This is a genomic window from Tabrizicola aquatica (genome assembly GCF_002900975.1).
GTDB classification, from domain to species: domain Bacteria; phylum Pseudomonadota; class Alphaproteobacteria; order Rhodobacterales; family Rhodobacteraceae; genus Tabrizicola; species Tabrizicola aquatica.
The window spans coordinates 181,075-199,846 of the sequence record NZ_PJON01000001.1 but is presented as its reverse complement, the minus strand read 5'-3'; the positions used below and the strand labels follow the sequence as shown (position 1 = coordinate 199,846).

Annotated in this window: 18 protein-coding genes; 16 read left to right on the top strand and 2 right to left on the bottom strand. The window is 68.1% G+C overall.

Annotated elements, in window-relative coordinates:
* Positions 1-43: 43 nt before the first annotated feature.
* Together CXR42_RS00950 and CXR42_RS00945 are read right to left on the bottom strand one after the other, a co-directional pair.
* Entirely contained in the window at positions 44-652 is a 609-nt protein-coding gene (locus CXR42_RS00950; RefSeq protein ID WP_103255646.1) for a response regulator transcription factor, read from the bottom strand.
* Positions 649-2,139 (bottom strand): sensor histidine kinase, encoded by a 1,491-nt coding sequence (locus tag CXR42_RS00945; protein ID WP_245875313.1) that lies wholly within the window; start codon positions 2,137-2,139, stop codon positions 649-651. Before CXR42_RS00945 ends, CXR42_RS00950 begins: the two co-directional genes overlap by 4 nt.
* Before the next feature lie 193 nt (positions 2,140-2,332).
* Here CXR42_RS00945 and CXR42_RS00940 point away from each other — a divergent pair, with 193 nt between their 5' ends.
* The 16 genes from CXR42_RS00940 (at position 2,333) to CXR42_RS00865 (ending at position 18,447) form a co-directional block, all read left to right on the top strand.
* Positions 2,333-3,055 (top strand): GntR family transcriptional regulator, encoded by a 723-nt coding sequence (locus CXR42_RS00940; protein ID WP_103255644.1) that lies wholly within the window; start codon positions 2,333-2,335, stop codon positions 3,053-3,055.
* Positions 3,056-3,171: 116 nt separating this feature from the next.
* Positions 3,172-4,227 carry an ABC transporter ATP-binding protein gene (locus CXR42_RS00935; protein ID WP_103255643.1) on the top strand — a complete coding sequence of 352 codons (1,056 nt, stop codon included), beginning with the start codon at positions 3,172-3,174 and terminating at the stop codon, positions 4,225-4,227.
* Positions 4,224-5,105 (top strand): ABC transporter permease, encoded by an 882-nt coding sequence (locus CXR42_RS00930; RefSeq protein WP_103255642.1) that lies wholly within the window; start codon positions 4,224-4,226, stop codon positions 5,103-5,105. Before CXR42_RS00935 ends, CXR42_RS00930 begins: the two co-directional genes overlap by 4 nt.
* Positions 5,102-5,875, top strand: a complete 774-nt coding sequence (locus CXR42_RS00925; protein WP_103256961.1) for an ABC transporter permease — start codon at positions 5,102-5,104, stop codon at positions 5,873-5,875. The genes CXR42_RS00930 and CXR42_RS00925 overlap by 4 nt, the downstream gene beginning before the upstream one ends.
* 18 nt (positions 5,876-5,893) lie before the next feature.
* A complete protein-coding gene (locus CXR42_RS00920) occupies positions 5,894-6,940 on the top strand; it encodes an extracellular solute-binding protein (protein ID WP_103255641.1) in 1,047 nt (348 codons plus the stop codon).
* Between the two features lie 53 nt (positions 6,941-6,993).
* Entirely contained in the window at positions 6,994-8,154 is a 1,161-nt protein-coding gene (locus CXR42_RS00915; protein WP_103255640.1) for an amidohydrolase family protein, read from the top strand.
* A gap of 10 nt (positions 8,155-8,164) precedes the next feature.
* Positions 8,165-8,821: a flavin reductase family protein gene (locus CXR42_RS00910; RefSeq protein ID WP_103255639.1), complete on the top strand. Its 657-nt coding sequence runs from the start codon at positions 8,165-8,167 to the stop codon at positions 8,819-8,821.
* Positions 8,822-8,834: 13 nt separating this feature from the next.
* Entirely contained in the window at positions 8,835-10,316 is a 1,482-nt protein-coding gene (locus CXR42_RS00905) for an amidohydrolase family protein (protein ID WP_103256960.1), read from the top strand.
* Between the two features lie 245 nt (positions 10,317-10,561).
* Positions 10,562-10,990 carry a nucleoside diphosphate kinase regulator gene (gene rnk, locus CXR42_RS00900; protein ID WP_103255638.1) on the top strand — a complete coding sequence of 143 codons (429 nt, stop codon included), beginning with the start codon at positions 10,562-10,564 and terminating at the stop codon, positions 10,988-10,990.
* Positions 10,987-11,742, top strand: coding sequence for a sulfite exporter TauE/SafE family protein (locus CXR42_RS00895; RefSeq protein WP_245875312.1), 756 nt, complete (start codon positions 10,987-10,989; stop codon positions 11,740-11,742). Before rnk ends, CXR42_RS00895 begins: the two co-directional genes overlap by 4 nt.
* A gap of 213 nt (positions 11,743-11,955) precedes the next feature.
* Positions 11,956-12,705, top strand: a complete 750-nt coding sequence (locus CXR42_RS00890) for a GntR family transcriptional regulator (RefSeq protein WP_103255637.1) — start codon at positions 11,956-11,958, stop codon at positions 12,703-12,705.
* 70 nt (positions 12,706-12,775) lie between these two features.
* Complete coding sequence (locus CXR42_RS00885) at positions 12,776-14,335, top strand: putative N-acetylmannosamine-6-phosphate 2-epimerase (protein WP_103256958.1); 1,560 nt, start codon at positions 12,776-12,778, stop codon at positions 14,333-14,335.
* Entirely contained in the window at positions 14,332-15,633 is a 1,302-nt protein-coding gene (locus tag CXR42_RS00880) for an extracellular solute-binding protein (protein ID WP_103255636.1), read from the top strand. The genes CXR42_RS00885 and CXR42_RS00880 overlap by 4 nt, the downstream gene beginning before the upstream one ends.
* A 55-nt stretch (positions 15,634-15,688) precedes the next feature.
* Entirely contained in the window at positions 15,689-16,549 is an 861-nt protein-coding gene (locus CXR42_RS00875) for a carbohydrate ABC transporter permease (RefSeq protein WP_103255635.1), read from the top strand.
* 8 nt (positions 16,550-16,557) lie between these two features.
* The gene (locus tag CXR42_RS00870; protein ID WP_103256957.1) at positions 16,558-17,373 is read left to right on the top strand and encodes a carbohydrate ABC transporter permease; all 816 of its coding nucleotides are present in this window, start codon (positions 16,558-16,560) and stop codon (positions 17,371-17,373) included.
* Between the two features lie 3 nt (positions 17,374-17,376).
* Complete coding sequence (locus CXR42_RS00865; RefSeq protein ID WP_103255634.1) at positions 17,377-18,447, top strand: ABC transporter ATP-binding protein; 1,071 nt, start codon at positions 17,377-17,379, stop codon at positions 18,445-18,447.
* Positions 18,448-18,772: the final 325 nt, after the last annotated feature.

The window sequence follows — 18,772 nt, the reverse complement described above, 5'->3', positions numbered from 1 at the left end:
GCCGCCCGGCATATTCGTAGACCTCGCACGGCCCTCGGTAGAACTACCGAGGACCGCCCGCATCCAGCCAGATCCGTGTCTGCTCGGCCGGCGAGGTGGTGCCGACCTTCGCGGCAATCGCCGCCCGGTGGCTGTCGACGGTCCGCGCCGAAAGCCCCAGCGCGTCCGAGATCTGGCGCGTGGTCAGGCCCTTGGCGATCATCTCCAGCACTTCCGCCTCGCGCGCGGTCAGGCGGGACAGCAATTCCCTGGCCTCGGCGGCTTCGGCGGCCAGGCGGCTGTCACGCTCCAGCATCTCGTGGCCCTTGCGGATCGCGTCGATCAGGTCCTCTTCGTCCACAGGCTTGCTCAGGAAGTCGATGGCCCCGTTGCGAAAGGCGCGACGGCAGGCCTCGATATCGCCATGGCCACTGATGACCACGGTGGGCCAGGACACGCCCCGCTCCTGCAGGGCCTGCTGCAGCTTCAGGCCGGACATGACCGGCATCCGGATGTCCAAGATCAGGCAACCGGGTGCCAGCGTGTCGAGACCGGCAAGCAGGCCATCGGGCGAGGCAAAGCTGCGGACCTGAAAGCCCACCGTCCGCAACAGCAATGCGATGGCATCGCGCACCGCGTCGTCGTCGTCGACCAGATAGACCGGCAGGCTCATGGCTGTGCCCCCCCGTCCTGCGGGGCGTGGACCGGAAGGCGCAGCCGGAACAGGGTCGGATGCGCCGACACCAGGCGCACCTCGCCGCCCATCCGCTCGGCCAGGCGCTGACACAGGGCCAGACCCAGGCCGGTTCCGCCCGGCTTGCCGGTGACAAAGGGCTCGAACAGGCGGTCGCGCAAATCGGGTGCCACGCCGGGGCCATTGTCGGCAACGTCCACCTCGACCTGATCATCCGCCTGTCGGGCAAGGACCAAGACCTCGCCCCCCTGCTGACCAGAGGCCGCCTCGATCGCGTTGTGCGCCAGGTTGAAGATGATCTGCTCCAGTTCCACCTGATCGCCCCGGATGGCAACGGTCGGGGGGGCCGCATCGAAGCGCAGTTGAACGCCTCGGCGTGTCGCCTCGGGCTGCAGCAGAAGTTCGACGTTCCGCAGCGCCGTTCCCAGCGCGCCGATGCGGTCGGTGTCCTGCGCGGGGACGGTCCAGTTGCGCAGCCGCTCCAGGATCGCCGAGGCGCGCTTGGCCTGGTCCGCGATGCCTTGCGTGGCCTGCTCCAATGCGGCGGCATCGCCCTGCCGGGACAGGTGCCGCGCGGCCTGGGCCTGGCTCAGGATTGCCGTCAGCGGTTGGGTCAGCTCATGGGCGATGCCGCTGGCCATTTCCCCCAGGGTATTGACGCGGGACGCATGGGCCAGACGCGCCTCCTGCCCGCTGAGATAGGCCTGCCGTTCGGCACGACGGGCGCGGGCATACTGGCCCAGCCCAAGGACCAGCCCAAGATAGACCAGTGTGGTCAGGACTGCGACGGCCACCAGCCGCCCCGCCGGCAACAGGTCCGTCAGTCCTGGGGCAAAGTCCGCCTGCAGGACAAGCGGCTGCGACTGGCTGCCCAGCGTTTTCTCGAAATCCGGCGTGCCGAGGCGGCCTGCCCCAGCAAGCAGCGCACCATCCGGCAACAGCAACGACCAGCGCACCGAAGGTCGCGCCCAGAACGGCGCACTGACATCGACAAGCGCCACCCCGTCCACTTCCACCGCCAGGGCGAACCTTGCGTCGTCGGTGTTGGGGCTGCGCTTGACCAGCAGATAGCGTCCCGGCGCCCAAGGGGCCGCCCGCAGGTCCAACTGCCCCTCCGACGCCATGGCCGCCGCGCGCAAAAGGGCGATCTGCTCGGCCCCCAGGCCAGAACGCGTGGTCAGACGTTCACGATCGTTGGCCAGCGCCACCAGGTCAATGGCCACGATCCGCGGATAGAACCGGCTGATCGTCGCTGCGACCTGAAGGAACAGGTCGGGCCGGTTGCCGCTGTCGGCACTGGCCAGCGCGGAGAGCGCGGTCATATGCGCATCATGCTGATCGGCCCGCTGCGACAAAAGCCGGTGCAGGATGCTGGCTTCGTTCTCGAACTCAGCTTCCAGCCGGCTTTGTTCCGTCATCGCGGTCAGGACCAGCACAGCCAGAATCACCACAAGCCAGCCCAGCAAAGGCAGGCCTTTCTGTCGGAAGGACGCAAGGGGTTGGGCTGACGGCATGATCGTCTCTTACCCCGCCCGGATCAGAAATAAAGCGATAACCGCGCCGGGCGCGATCCCGTGATCACGGGGCGGCGGTCGGGCCGTCCTCTGGCACCCGGCGGAATAGCGGATACAGTCCAGTCCGAATCGGGGGAACAACTCCATGCCGCTTAGCAAGAAAAGCCCGGACACCGGGGCCCGCACGCCCACACGGACCGAAAAGGTGCAACTGGCCCTACGGCGGGCCATCCTGGAACAGCGCCTGACCCCCGGCACCCGATTGCCCGAGGACGCCGTGGGCGAGGCGTTCGGGGCCTCACGCACCATAGCGCGTGAGGCGCTTGGCCGTCTGGCGACCGAGGGCCTTGTCGAACTGATCCCGAACCGCGGTGCCTTCGTCGCCAACCCCTCGCTGGAAGAGGGCCGTGGCATCTTCGTGATCCGCGCGGCACTGGAACGGGCGATGGTCCGGCAATTGTCCGGCCGGATCGACGCCGCCGCGCAAAAGCGCCTGCTGGCCATGGTGGAAGAGGAAACCCGCCTGGCCGAAAAAAGCGACGTGGAAGCCATCCGCCTGGCCGGTGAGTTCCACCTCTACCTTGCCAGCCTGACCGGCAACCCCCTGCTGGAACGCTACCTGGTCGAGATCATCTCGCGTTGTTCGCTGGTGATGACGATGTATGGCCGGCCCCATTCGGCGGACTGCGGCGCGCGCGAGCATCGGGCCATCGTCGAGGCGCTGGTGACGGGGGACTTCCTGCGGGCTGGCGACCTGATGGAACACCACGTCGAGGACGTCGCCGCCCGCGCCCAGCTTTCGGTGCGACCCCGAACCGACGTGCGGCAAGTGCTGGCCGATTTCGCTGCGCAGATGGGCGATCCGTAAAGAGAAACAGGCGACGCCCCAAGGATCGTATGCAATCCACATAAATTCTCGCATGCAATGTTGACAGGATTGTATGCAATCTGCCAACCTCAAGCGACTGGACGCTGGGGGCCCGCATGGCAGAGACGAACACCGTTACGATCCGGGGCGTAAGCAAGGCCTTCGGCCGCGGCGATGCAGCGGTCCGCGTCCTGCACGACGTCTCGGTCGACATTGCCCGGCAAGAGTTCTTCACGCTGCTGGGCCCGTCCGGCTGCGGAAAGACCACGCTTCTGCGCCTGGTCGCAGGGTTCGAGATCGCCGATTCCGGCTCTATCAGGATCGAAGGGCAGGACGTGACCCACGCCCCGCCGTTCCGCAGGCCGGTCAACACCGTGTTCCAGAACTACGCGCTCTTCCCGCACCTGACGGTCGAGCAGAACGTCGCTTTCTCGCTGGAAGAACAGCGCCTGCCCCGCGACCAGATCCGCCAGCGCGTCGGCGAGGCGCTGGAGATGGTGCGGATGCAGACCTACGCCCGCCGCCGCCCCTCGGACCTGTCGGGCGGGCAGCAACAGCGCGTGGCGCTGGCCCGGGCGCTGGCCCCCAGGCCGAAGCTTCTGCTGCTGGACGAACCCTTGTCCGCGCTGGACCTGAAGCTGCGCAAGGAAATGCAGATCGAACTGAAGCAGTTGCAGGCCGAAGCGGGGATCACCTTCCTGTTCGTCACCCACGACCAGGAAGAGGCGCTGGCCCTCTCGGACCGGGTGGCGGTGATGCAGGGCGGGCGCATCCTGCAAATGGGGCCGCCGCGCGAAATCTATGAGGCGCCCACGCACCGCTTCGTCGCGGATTTCATCGGCGACATCAACCTCTTGGACGGCGAGGCGACGGGCGGCGGCGTTCGGGTGGCGGGCGGCCAGACCCTGCCGGTGCAGGTGTCCCGGCCTGGGCCCGTGACGCTGGCAATCCGGCCGGAACGGGCCCGACTGGTCGCTGCCGGCACGGGGGTGATGGACGCGACGCTGGTCCACAGCGCCTATCTGGGCACGGCGACGCTGCATAAGCTGCAACTCGCCAGTGGCGGGGACTTCCTGATCCGCCAGTCCGATCCGGTGCAGGCGGCCCCCGAAAAGGGAAGCCGCGTCGGCATCGCGCTCCCGACCGACGCGCTGCAGGTGCTTCAGGAATGACCCAGTCCGACACCCTGCGCCGCATCGTCCTGATGCTGCCCGCGCTGGTCGCGATCCTGCTATTGGTCGGGGCACCCCTTGGCCTGATGGGCTGGGTTTCCCTGCTGGAGAAGGGCACCACTGCCGGTGTCGACTGGGGGTCCGCCCCCTCGATCGGCAACTACCAGCGCCTGGTCTGGGAAGAGGATTTCGACGGCACCCTTATCCTGAACACCAATTACCTGGTGATCTTCCTGCGCTCGGTATTGCAGGCCGCGGTGACGACCCTTCTGTGCCTGATGCTTGGCCTGCCGGTCGCCTTGTGGATGGCAAGCCTGTCGCCAACCGGCCGGGCGGTGATGCTGCTGCTGGTGACGATCCCGTTCTGGACCAACCTTCTGGTCCGCAACTACGCCTGGCTGATCATCCTGCGTGAGGGCGGCTGGCTGGGGATGGCCGTCGATGCGCTGTGGCCGTTCGGTCCGGTGCAACTGCTTTACAACGACGTGGCGGTGGCAATCGGGCTGACCTATTCCTTCCTGCCCTTCATGGTCCTGCCCGTCTACTCCGTGTTCGAGAAATTCGACTGGCGCCTGGTCGAGGCCGCGCATGACCTGGGCGCCACCCGGGCGCGGGCCCTGCGGCGGGTGATCCTGCCGGTGGCGATGCCCGGTATCCTGGCCGGCTCGCTTCTGGTTTTCATTCCCTGCCTGGGGGCCTTCGTGACCCCTGCCCTTTTGGGCGGCGGCAAGACGCTGATGCTGGGCAACGTGATCCAGATGCAGTTCGGCCCCTCGCGCAACTGGCCCTTCGGCGCGGCGATCTCGGTCGTGCTGCTGGCGGTGATGCTGCTTGCGATGACCGCCCTTGCCTTGTGGCGCAACCGGAGGTCCGCATGAACATCCGCCGTTTCCCCCTGACCCGCGAAATCTCGCTTTTCGTGCTGGCCTATCTTTACCTGCCGGTCTTTGTCCTGATCGCCTACAGCTTCAACGCCAACCGCACGGCGACGGTCTGGACCCATGCCTCGCTGGATTGGTACGTCCGCATCCTGAACAACCCTTCGATCCGGGCGGCGACCTGGAACTCACTGGTTCTTGCGATCAGTGCTGCGACAGCGGCGACCGTCATCGCCCTTCTCGCCGCCCTCGCCACCCGGCGCGCCTTTCCCGGCCGCAACGCCAGCGAGACGATCCTGCGGCTGCCCCTGATCCTGCCCGAGATCGTCGTCGCCGTCGCCACGCTGATCCTGTTCGTCGCGGTGGGCATCGAGCTTGGCCTTGGCGCAATGATCCTGGCCCATACGGTGTTCTGCATCCCCTTCGCCTACCTGCCGATCCGCGCCCGGCTGGATGGCATGAGCGGCACCTACGAAGAGGCCGCGCAGGACCTTTACGCCAACCGCTTCCGCACCTTCCGCCGGGTGACGATGCCGCTTTTGTGGCCCGGGGTGCTGGCCGGCTTCACCCTGGCTTTCGTGACCAGCCTCGACGACTTCCTGACCTCGTTCTTCCTGTCAGGCCCCGGCACGACGACGCTGCCCGTCTACATCTTCTCGGCCATCCGCGCCGGGATCACCCCGGAAATCAACGCGATCTCGACGGTGATGCTGGTGATCTCGATCCTTCTCGTCAGCCTGTCCTTTGCCCTGACCCGCCTTCGTCGATAACACCCAACAGGAGAGACCATGACCCGACCGAACATCCTCGCCAAAGCCGCGCTTGCCACGCTGCTGGCCCTTCCCGCCGCCGCGCAGGACGCGGAAAGGACGCTCTATTTCTACAACTGGACCGACTACTATCCGGTCGAACTGCTGGCCAAGTTCGAGGCCGAGACCGGGATCAAGGTCATCCTGGACGGCTTCGACAGCAACGACACTCTCTTGGCAAAGCTGCAGTCGGGCGGGGCGGCCTATGACGTGATCGTGCCCAGCGACTATGTCATTCCTGGCCTGATCGCCGACGGTCTGTTGCTGAAGATCGACACCAACGCGATGGAAAACTACGTCCACATGAAGGACGCCTTCAAGAACCCGGACTTCGACCCGACGCACGAATACACCGCGCCCTACCTTTGGGGCGTGACCGGGATCGCCTATGACAGCGCCCAGGTCGAAGGTGGCGTGCTGGAGGCCAGCTGGAAGGAATACTTCGAGCCACGGCCGGAACTTGAAGGCAAGATCGCCGCGCTGGATACGGCCAGCGACGTGATCCTTGCGGCCTCGCTTTATCTTGGCATCCCGCAATGCACCGAAAGCAACGACGACGCCAAGCGCATCCTGGACCTTCTGGAAGCGCAGAAGCCGAAGCTGAAACTCTACAGCTCGGACAGCACGGTGGACCGGCTGGCCTCGGGCGAGGTGGCGCTGCACCATGTCTGGAACGGCGCGACCGCGCGGGCGACGGCGCAGCGCGATACGATCCGCTTCATCTACCCGGCTGAAGGCACCCCGATGTTCCGGGACAACTTTGCCGTGCCCGCCAACGCGCCGCACCCCGAGAATGCGAAGATCTTCATCAACTGGATGATGAAGCCCGAGAATGCCGCCGCCGTGTCCAATGCGATTGCCTATGGCAATGCGATGAAGGCGGACGAATTCCTTAGCGACCAGTGGCGCGCGATGGACGCGATCAACATGCCCGAGGAATATTCCAGCCGTCTGGTCCCGACCCAGGACTGTGGGCCCGCGGCGCGTGAGTTGCGCGACAAGATCTGGACCCGCCTCAAGGGCTAAGACCTGACCGGCACGGCCCGCAGCGGGCCGTGCCCCAACCTTCCGGGGGCAGCATGGCACCGACCACCTTCACAGACCTTCGCGACCTGGGTGGCCAGGCCATCGGCATCCGCTGCGACCAGGGCCGCATCGTCGCGATCGGCCCGGACGTCACCGCCCCCGACGCCATCCCAGGCGAAGGCCGGCTGGTCCTTCCCGCCTTTGTCGAGCCGCATGTCCATCTGGACAAGACGCTTTGGGGCGAACCCTGGCAGCCCGGCCGCCGCGCCGCCCGCCTGCGCGACTATATCGAGAATGAACGCCGCGTCCTTTCTGCCTGCACCACGCCACCCGAACTGCGCGCTGGGCGCCTGCTGGAGCAGATGCTGCGCTTTGGAACGACTGCCGTCCGCTCGCATATCGACGTGGCCCCCGACATCGGCCTGACCCATGTCGAGGCGATGCTTCGCCTGCGCGAGGCATGGTCGGATCGCGTGGACCTGCAGTTCGTGGCCTTTCCCCAGCAGGGCCTTCTGTCCCGCCCCGGTACCGCCGACCTGATGCGTAAGGCCATCGCCCTGGGCGTCGAGACGGTGGGCGGCCTTGACCCGGCCGGCATCGACGGCGACCCCGAAGGGCAGTTGCGCTTTGTCTTCGATCTTGCGACCCAGACCGGCGCGGGCGTCGACATCCACCTGCACGACAAGGGCGACCTCGGCGCCTGGCAGGTCGAACGCATCGCCGACCACACCCAGGCCACGGGCCTGACCGGCAAGGTGATGATCAGCCACGCCTATTGCCTGGGCCAGATCCCCGCCGCCCGGCTGGAACGGATCGGGCGGCGTCTGGCCGACCTTGGCATCTCGCTGATGACCTCGGCCCCGGCCGATGTGGCCGTGCCGCCAGTCGAGGAGTTGACCACGATGGGCGTGACCGTCTGCTGCGGCTCGGACGGCATCCGCGACGCCTGGTCGCCGCTTGGCAATGGCGACATGCTGGAGCGTGCCTTCCTGACCGCGTTCCGCTTCGACTGGAACACCGACGAGGATTTCCGCCGCGCCCTTGGCTGCGCGACCACGCAGGCGGCCCGGGCCATCGGGCTGGCCGATTACGGCCTCTACCCCGGCAGCCGGGCGGATTTCGTGATGATCGATGCGATGAACGGCGGCGACGCCCTTTGCCGCCGCCCCGCCGCCCGCCGGGTGGTACGCCGCGGCGTGGTTGTCGCGGGATAGGTCAGCAAACATGGACGTCGATTTCACCCAACTGCCCGCAGCCGACCGCTACCGCCTGCTGACCAACTTCGTCGGCCCGCGCCCCATCGCGCTGGTCACCACCCGCTCTGCCGCCGGCCACGACAACGCCGCGCCGATGAGCTTCTTCAACGTCTTCGCCCATGAGCCGCCCATCGTGGCCCTTGGCATCCAGAACCGGGGCAACGGCGATGAAAAGGACACCGTCGCCAACATCCGCCGCACCGGCGAGTTTGTCGTCAACATGGTGGACATGGGCCTGGCCGATGCGATGATCCTCTGCGGGATCAACTTCGCTTCGGACGTGGACGAGGTGGCCTTCGCCGGCCTGACGCCGGTGCCCGGCCGGCAGGTCGACGCTGTCCGCATCGCCGAAAGCCCCTGCGCCTTCGAATGCCGGGTAGAGCGGATCCTCGACTATCCCCGACGGGTGCTGGTGATCGGCGAGGTCGTGCAGATGCATGTCGACGACCGCTGCCTGGACGCAGGGGGGCGCTATGTGAACCCGGACACCTACCAGCCCATCGCCCGGCTGCACGCCGACAGCTACATCACCTCGGACCGCCAGTTCGAACTGAAAAAGCCCGAGCATCTGCTGCATCACGAGGCCGCGCAGGTCACCCTTGGCGACAAGCGGGCGGCAGGCTGACATGGGGCAAACGATGACGCTAGATGCCCTTGCCCTCGGCCAGCGCCCCTCGGGCCGCACCGCGCTGCGCGCCCGCTGGATCCTGGGCCATGCCGGCGGCACCCACCGCCTGCTGGAAAACGCCGAACTGGTCATCGAAGGCCAGCGCGTCCTGTACGTCGGCCCCGCCTTCCCCGGCGAGGTCGCGCGCCGGATCGACCTTGGGCAGGTGCTGGTCTCGCCCGGCTTTGTCGATCTCGACGCCCTGTCGGACATCGACACCACGCTGCTGACCGTCGACTACGGCCCCGGCTGGGCCAAGGGCCGGGTTTGGCCGCAGTCCTATGTCGACCGCGGCCCCTACGAGATGTACACGCCCGAGGAACTGGCCTTCCAGAAGCGCTTCGCCTTTGCGCAACTCTTGCGGAACGGCATCACCACCGCCCTGCCCATCGCCTCGCTGTTCTACCGCGCCTGGGGTGAAACCGTGGCCGAGTTCGAAGCCGCAGCCAGGGCGGCGGGCGAGATGGGCCTTCGCGTCTGGCTGGGACCGGCCTATCGCGCGGGCGGGATGGTCTGCACCGCGCCGGGGGTGCTGGAACCGCAGTTCGACGAGGCGCGCGGGCAGCAGGGCCTGGACGATGCGCTGGCTTTCGCCGACCGGATTGCGGGCTACTGCGATGGCCTGATCCAGCCGATGCTCGCCCCCGACCGGGTCGAGACCTGCACCTTGCCGCTGCTGCGCCGGACGATGGCCGCGGCCGCCGAACGTGGCCTGCCCGTGCGGCTGCACATGGCCCAGGGCCGCATGGAGCGAAAGACGGTCGAGGCCCTGCACGGCACCACGGCCCCGCGCTGGCTGGCCACGCACGGCCTGCTGCACGACCGGCTGATCGCCCCCCACGCGGTCGAGGCCACGGACGACGACCTGCGCCTCTACGCCGACCACGGCGTCACCATCGCGCATTGCCCGCTGGTCTATGCCCGCGACGGCGAGATGCTGCGGTCTTTCCGCAAGTGCCGGGACATGGGCATTCGCATCGGCATGGGCACCGACACCGCGCCGCCCGACATGGTGCTGAACATGGTCATCGGCCTGATGATGGGCCGGGCGGCCGAAGGCGGGGCCGCCGGGCTGACCACGGCCGAGATCTTCGACGCCGCCACCATCGGCGGTGCAGACGCGCTTGGCCGTGCAGACCTTGGTCGGCTGGCCCCCGGCTGTCTTGCCGACATCGCCATCTTCGACCTGTCCGATCCCGGCTTTGCGCCCACCATCGACCCAGTCCAGACCCTGGTTTTCGGCGCGACCGGTCGCGTGACCCGGGCGGTCTTTGTCGATGGCCGGCTGTCGATGCGCGATGGCAAGGTGGCCGGGATCGACATGGAGGCCGCCAGAGACCAGGTGCAGCGCCAGTTCGAAGGGTTGCTGGCGAAATACCCCGACCGCACCTGGGGGCATCCCGCTGTGACCGACCTTTTCCCACCGACCTACCCGCCCGTAATGGCGGACTGAACGGCATGTCGTGGCGGCCCGGCCCCCAAGCCGTTTACCTTTCTGGACTCACCGGCTAGCCTGCCCGGATGGAAATCCTGATCCCATCTTGCAAAGACCGGTCAAGGACCGACACGTCGCACGGCCGCTCCTAGGCCCCGGGCGCTCGCGCGGGTCGATCAGGACAGCGCCCGGGGATTTCAGCCAGATACCGTCCTTCATTCCCGGCACCGCCGATTGCCCGGCCGCCCGCAGGAGTTCCCCTCATGTCGAAACCCCGTCGCCCACAGATCACCATCGCCCAGGAAACCGTCACCCGTCTGGAAGCCCTCGTCGAAGGCGCTTCCGCAAAGGCGCCGGCGCTTGCAGAAGGCCTTCTTGAAGAACTGGCCCGCGCCCGCATCCTGCCCGCCGCGCGTGTGCCCGCGGATGTCGCCGCAATCGGCAGCCGCGTGACCTGGCGGGACGAGGCCACCGGCCGCGTGCAGACGGCCCAGCTTGTCTGGCCCGAAGCGGCCGACATCGAGGCAGGACGCGCCTCGGTCCTGACCCCGATCGGGGTTGCGCTTCTGGGCCTGAAGATCGGCGCCAGCTTCCCCTGGGAAACCCGCAGCGGCGAAACCCGGACCCTGACCGTCCTTGCGGTGGACCATGCCGCCCCGCCTGCGACAGCCCGGGACGGAGTGGCATCGTGACCTTGGCCGAGGCTGCGATGCTGGGCCTTGCCGCCTTTGCGGCAGGGGTGATGAACACCGTGGCGGGCGGCGGCACGTTCCTGACCTTCCCGGCCCTGGTGCTGGCGGGGGTGCCTCCGGTCGTGGCCAACGCGACCAGCGCGGTGGCGGTCTTTCCGGGTTACCTTGCCGGCGCCATCGGGTTCCGGGCCGAGCTGGCCCGCGTGCCCCTGCGACAGATGGTGCGGCTCTCGGCGGTGACACTTGTGGGGGGGCTTGCCGGTTCGCTTCTGCTCATGGTCTCCTCGAACGAGGCGTTCTCGCGGATCGTTCCGGGCCTGCTGCTGTTTGCCACGCTGCTGTTCCTCTTCGGCGACCGGCTGGCCAGACAGGGCACCGCAGCGGGAACCGGCGACGGGGCCCTGGGCCTTGCCGGTCTGCTGCTGGTCAGCCTGTATGGCGGCTATTTCAACGGCGGATTGGGCATCATGCTGCTGGCCCTGTTCGCGCTGTGGGGGATGCGTGACCTGCATCAGATGAACGGGCTGAAGACCGGGCTGTCCTTTGTCCTGTCGGCCATTTCAGTCGCGGCCTTTGCCGTGGCGGGGCTGGTGGCATGGCCTCAGGCGGCGCTGATGATGGTGGCCTCGACCCTCGGCGGTTATGCCGGGGCACCGCTGGCACGGCGGATCCCGCGACCCGTCCTGCGCGGGCTGATCGCGACCATCGGTTTCGGCATGACTGCGGCCTTTGCGATCCGGGCCTGGCTCTGACGGCCTGCCGCACCGGGTCAGGGACGCTTCGCCGGTCACGACCGTCCATAGGCCCGCTGGCGCGTGACCCGCGCCCGCCTTGGACTGCCCCCACCGCAGTCATCGGTGCAGCCCGTCGCGGCCGCCAACCGCCCTGAGGCCGCGCCAAAGCGGCTTGCCAGGCGGGCCGCGGCTGGCTAATCTGGTATCTACCAGTTACAGACCGGACCCCGAATGGCCGATGATCCCCTGATCGACCGGATCCGCGCCGCCCTGGCCGAGCCGGCCCCCGACCAGCCGCTCTACCAGCGCCTTGCCGCCGTGCTGACCGATGCGCTTGCGACGGGCGAGGTCGGCGCCGGCCAGACCCTGCCCAGCGAGCGGCACCTGTCCGCCGCCCTTGGCATCAGCCGCGTCACCCTGCGCCGCGCGCTGGAGCTTCTGGCCCGCGAAGGCCGCCTGCGCCGCCAGCAGGGCGCCCAGACCCGCGTGGCCGAGCGGGTGGAAAAGGCGCTTTCCACCGTCACCGGCTTTTCCGACGAACTCGCCGCGCGCGGCAGCATCCCCGGCCACCGCTGGATTTCCCGGAAAACCGTGCTTCCCACCCCTAGCGAGGCGATGGCCCTTGGCCTTTCCGCCACCGACCCCGTGGTTCGCCTGATCCGCATCCGCACCGCCGACGGCCGCCCCCTGGCGATCGAACGCGCCACCCTCCCCCAGGCAATCCTGCCCTCGGGCGAGATGGTCGAAGCCTCACTCTACGCCACCATGCGCGCGCTTGGCGTGGCCCCGGTCCGGGGCGCGCAACGCATCCGCGCCGGCCTGATGTCCCCGGTCGAGGCTGAACTGCTGGAGGCCGAGCCCGGCGCGCCGCTGCTTATCATTGAACGCCGCTGCGCCCTGGCCGACGGCCGCGCGGTCGAATTCACCGAAACCCGCTACAACGGAGCGCTTTACGACTTCCTCACCGACTTGGGACGCTGATGGTGCATACCAGTTGGTTTTTCTTGCATACCAGTTCGCCCCCAGCCACCCTCGGATGGCGGAGGGAATCATGGCCGGACTACTCGACAGATTGCGCGGCGGGCTGATCGTATCCTGCCAGCCCGTGCCCGGCGGCCCGATGGACCGGCCCGAGATCGTGGCCGCCTTCGCCATGGCCGCACTTGCCGGGGGCGCGGCGGGCCTGCGGATCGAGGGTGCGGAAAACCTGCGCGCCGTGCGCCGGCAGACCGACGCCCCGGTGATCGGCCTGATCAAGCGCGACCTGACCGACAGCTTCGTCCGCATCACCCCCCTTCTTCAGGACGTGCAGGCGCTGGCCGACGCCGGGGCCGACATCATCGCCTTCGACGCCACCGACCGCGACCGCCCCGTGCCCCGCGCCGACCTGGTGGCCGCGATCCATGCGGCGGGCAGACTGGCCATGGCCGACTGCGCCTTCCCCGAAGACGGGGTCGCGGCCCATGCCCTTGGCGTGGAAATCCTCGGCTCCACCATGTCGGGCTATACCGGCGGCCCGGTGCCCGACGCGCCCGACCTGCATCTGGTGCAGGCCCTGCGCCGGACCGGCGGTTTCGTCGTGGCCGAAGGGCGCTATCACCTGCCCGCCCTTGCCGCCCGCGCCATCGGGGCCGGGGCCGATGCGGTGGTCGCAGGCTCGGCCATCACGCGCACCGAACATGTCACCGGCTGGTTCGTCGAGGCGATGGCCCACGCCCAACCGCTCGCCCCGTCAGGCCAGCGCACCCTGGCCGTGGACCTTGGCGGGACGAAGCTTCTTGTCGCGCTGGTCGAAGGCGCACGGGTCATCGACCGAGTGGAAGCCGCAACCGACCGCGCGGCAGGCCCCGAGGCCTGGGTTCGCCAGATGGCCGCCCTTGCCCAGCCCTGGACCGGACAGTTCGACAGCGCCGGGATCACCGTGACGGGCCTGGTGAAGGACCGGCACTGGCGCGCGCTGAACCCCGGCACTCTGGCCTTTGACGGCCGCTTTCCCCTGCAGGACGCCGCGCAAGCCGCGGTTGGCGTGCCGGTGGCGCTGGCCAACGACGCGCAGGCCGCAGCCTGGGGCGAATACGCCCATGGCACGGGCGAAGGCAAGGATATGGTGTTCCTCACCGTCTCGACCGGGGTCGGTGGCGGCGTGGTGGCCAACGGCCGGCTTCTGCAAGGCAGGGGCGGCGTCGCGGGCCATTTCGGCCAGGTCCTGCCCCTGCCCGAAGGCCCCGAAACCCGATTCGAGGACGGCGCCTCGGGCCGTTTCATCGCGGCCGAAGGCGCGCGTCTGGGTCTTGCCCCCGACGCCCGCGCGGTCTTTGCCGCCGCCGCTGCCGGGGATACCCGGGCGGATGCGGTGATCGAAACCTCGGCCCGGCGGGTGGCGCGGCTGTGCCACGACCTGCAACTGATGTTCGACCCGCGCTATACCGTGATCGGCGGTGGCGTGGGCCTTGCACCCGGTTATCTTGACCGGGTGGCGCAGGCGGTGGCGCAGTTCCAGCCGCTGGTGCGCCCGACCCTGCGACCGGCCGCGCTTGGCAGGGATGCCGGCGTGATCGGGATTGCCGATCTAGCCAGAAAAAGACAACCCAACAGAGAGGAGACCCCATGACCCGCAAGATGCACCTTCTCGCCACAGCGGCGGCGCTATCCCTGCTTTCCGGCCTCGCCCAGGCCGAGGTCACCGTCCTTGGCTGGCCCGGCGGCCCCGAGGAAACCGCGCTGCGCGCCGTGACCGAGGTCTACAACGCCCAACCCGACCTCGCCGAAGAGAACAAGGTCGAGCTTCTGTTCACCTCGCGCGACGGCTTTTTCGACAAGCTCCAAGTGGACCTCGCGGCCGGTAGCACCGCCTTCGACGTGAACCTGATTGCAACCTACTCCATCGGCCGCTACGCCCCTTACATGGAGCCGATCACCCTGTCCGACCAGGCCGGCGCGGTCTTTGGCGACACGGTTCTCAAGACCATGCAGTTCGACGGCCAGCAATATGGCGTCCCGACCGACCTGTCGCTGCACTTTCTCTACTTCCGCCTGGACCTGACCGACGCGCTGATGGCCGACGACGCCGCCAAGGCCAGATATGCCGAGATTTCCCAGCAGCACCTGGGCAAGGCGATGGAACCCAAGGCCCCCGCCGACTGGACGTGGGAGGATTTCGTCGCCAATGCGCTGTACTTCAGCCAATCGGTCAACCCCGACAGCCCGACGCGCTATGGCACGGTGATCCAGGCCAAGAACCTTTTGTTCAACATGATGGTGTTCCACTCCTGGCCGCGCAGCTATGGCGGCAACTGGATGGACGACGCCGGCACCATCACCGTCGACTCCGAGGCGTTCCGCACCGCGCTGTCCCAGGTCAAGATGCTGTTTGACCTTGGCGCGACCCCGCCCGACTCCACCTCATATGAATATGCCGAGGCGAACGCGGCCTATGCCGCGGGCCAGGTCGCGGCGATGGTGCAGTGGAACGCCGCGGCGGGTGAGTTGACGGCCGCCCAGGCCGCCACCGGCACCACCGCGCCCCCCGCAGGCCCGGACGGCAAGTTCACCCATATCCACGGCCTCGGCCTTGGCCTGAACAAGGCGGCCGAGAACAAGGAGGGCGCGATTGCCTTCCTGCAATGGCTCTCGACCGAAGAGGCGGCCCTCGCCTATGCCAAGGCCGGCGGCGCGCCCGGTCTTGCGGCAGAGACGGCGGCCAAGCTGGCCACCGACCGGCCCGATCTGGTGCAGGTGGGCGAATACGCCTCGACCTATGGCTTCGTGATGAACGGCGGCACCTCGGAAAAGGCGCTGTCGGTCTATGAGGCCCAGGCGAAAGAGTTCACGGGCTATTGGGCCGGCACCCAGGACCTCGACACCGCCCTGAAGAACGCCGCCACCGCGATGGCCGATCTTCTGAAGTAACCCCGAAAGGCGCGGGCGGCCCCGATCCGCCCGCGCCCCCGAACCCGAGGCCCGGATGACCAACCGACGCGAAAACGCCATCCTCGCCGCGCCGCTGGTGCTGTTCCTGCTGGCGATCCTGGGCTTTCCCACCGTGCTTGCCCTGGTCTACGGCGTCTCCGACACCAGCTTCCAGACCCTGACCAGCCCCGAATTCTCGGGCCTTGCGAACTTTCGCCAGGTGCTGGCCGACCCGACCTTCTGGCAAGCCGCCTGGTTCTCGCTGCGCTTCGGCGCGATCACCGCCGTCCTGCAATGCGCGCTTGGCCTCGCCCTCGCCGTCTACCTGGCCCCGCTTGTCCGCCTGCACGGCTGGACCGTGGCGATCCTGATCATCCCGATGATCGTCGCCCCCGCGATGATGGGCCTGATGTACCGCCTGGTCCTGCACGAATTTGCCGGCCCCCTGCCGCACTACCTTTATCAATGGCTTGGCTGGTCCCCCGCCTTCCTCAGCCCCGCGCATGTCTTCAAGACCGTCGTCGTGGCCGAGACCTTGCAATGGACCCCCTTCGCCTTCCTGCTGTTCCTCACCGCATACCAGTCGATCCCCGAGGATCTGCGCGAAGCCGCCGCCGTCGACGGCACCCGTCCCTGGCGCCGGTTCTGGACGATCGAACTGCCGCTGATGCTGCCGACCGTCTGGGTCGCGCTGTTCATCCGCTTCATCGACGGGTTCCGGGTCTTTGACAACATCTACACCCTGGTCGGCGCGGGGCCGGGGGGGTCGACCACCTCGATGTCGATCTACATCTACGAAACCTTCCTCCGCCGGGGCGAGATCGGCAAGGCCATGGCCGCAGCCATCCTCTTGTTCGTCACCGCCTTCCTCGCCCTTGCCCTGGCCCAGCGCCTGACCCGAAAGGCCGCGCGATGAAGCCCCGCATGACCCTCCGCTGGATCGTCTTTGCCTTTGCGGCCTTCATCCTGAACTTCCCCGTCATCGCCACCCTGATCACCGCCTTCAAGGGGGCGGGAGAGGTCAGCCGCAACCCCTCGCTCTGGGTGCAGGCCCCGACGCTGGAGAATTTCGCCACCGTCCTGACCGTCAGCGACCGGCTGAACGTCTACCATTACCTCTGGAACTCGACCGTCGCGGCGCTGATCGGGGCGGTGCTGCCGATGCTGGTGGCCTTCCCGCTGGCCTGGGCCATGGTGCGGCGCGGGGTCGGACGGGGCGTCCTTTTCCCGCTGGTCGTCAACCTGCGCGCCCTGCCGCTGATCATCTTCGCGATCCCGCTTTACATGATGTTCAGCGTCGCGGGCCTTCTGGACACCCGGCTGGGCCTTGGCCTGATCCTGGCCATCGTCAACCTGCCGCTGGCCCTCCTCCTGCTGGTCAACGCCGTCGCCGAAATCCCGGCCGAGATAGAAGAGGCCGCCCATATGGACGGCGCCCGCACCGGGCGCCTCCTCCTCCGCGTGGTCCTGCCGCTCTGCCGCCCGGCGCTGATCACCACCTTCGTCTTTGGCTTCATCACCGCCTGGAACGAGTTCCTCTTCGGCCTGATGCTGACCACGCGTGAGGCGGTGCCGATGACCGTCGGCGCCTCCTTCTTCTTCGCCACCTCGGGCGGGGGCGTGCAATGGGGCCTGGCCGCCGCTGTCATGGTGGTGGCGGCCCTTCCGCCCCTGGTTCTGGGGCTGGTCATGTATCGCCGGATCACCGGCTCGATGGTCGCAGGCGCGGTAAAGGGATAGCACATGGCCGATCTCAGGCTGGAACACCTGTCGAAACGTATTGGCGGCCACAGCGTCACGCATGACGTCTCGCTGTCTGTCCCGGACGGCGCCTTCTGCGTCTTTGTCGGCCCCTCTGGCTGCGGCAAGTCCACCCTTCTGCGCCTGATCGCGGGGCTGGAGGAAGCCAGCGCCGGCCGCATCCTGGTTGGCGGACGCGACGTGACCCAGGTGCCCGCCTGGGACCGCGACCTGGCCATGGTGTTCCAAAGCTATGCGCTTTACCCGCACATGACCGTGCGCGACAACATCGCCTTCGCCCTGCGCAGCGCCCGCCGCCCCGAACCCGAGGTCGCGGCCAAGGTGGCCGAGGCCGCGCGCATCCTGCAACTCGACAGCCTTCTCGACCGCAAGCCCGCCCAGCTTTCCGGCGGCCAGCGCCAGCGCGTCGCCATCGGCCGCGCCATCGTGAAACAGCCGAAACTCTTCCTGTTCGACGAGCCGCTCTCGAACCTTGATGCCGAGTTGCGCGTCCACATGCGCCTGGAACTCGCCCGCCTGCACCGGCAGCTTGGAACCACGATCGTCTACGTCACCCATGACCAGGTCGAGGCGATGACCCTGGCCACCCAGATCGTCGTCCTGCGCGACGGGCGGGTGGAACAGGTGGGCAGCCCGCTGCAGCTTTACGACGCCCCCGACAACCTCTTCGTTGCGGGCTTCATCGGCAGCCCGAAGATGAACCTCTTGGCCGCCACGCGCCAGGGCGACCGGCTGGTCCTGCCCGGCTGCGGCGGTCAGAGCGTTCCCCTGCCACCCCTCGCGGCGCTTCCGGCCGAAGGCGTCCCCCTGCATCTTGGCCTGCGGCCCCAGGCGATCAGCGCGACCGGCGCCCAGTCGCTTGATCTGGTCATCGAGGTGGTCGAGCATCTGGGTTCCGAAACCCTGGTCCACGCCCGCGCGCCCGGCTCTGCCGAACTCGTCACCGCACTTGTGACCGGCGGCCGCACCCTCTCCCCCGGCCAACCCTTCACCGCCGGGTTCGGGACCGCCGCCCTCTACCTTTTCGACCCCACCGGCCAGCGCCTGCGTTGACCTTGCACTTGTGACCGCCGCCACAGGCCGGCGCGCACCAACCTGCGCGCCATAACACGGGTGCAGCACGCCCCCGCACCGGTAACCCGGCCCACACCGACCAACGCGGCAACGGGGTGCAGCCCCTTGCATCGACAGCCCGCATCACCCTCAGGACCGGCCATCCCAATGCGTCGCTAATCCTTCGCTGCCCGTCATCAGGCGCCCCGCCAAACCCGCGTCAACGGCCACCAGCCGACCGTGTGTTGACTCTCCGGCGCGCACCGACCAAGGCGCCGATAACGCGGGCGTAGCCCCTTGCATCGACAGCCCGCATCACCCAGTG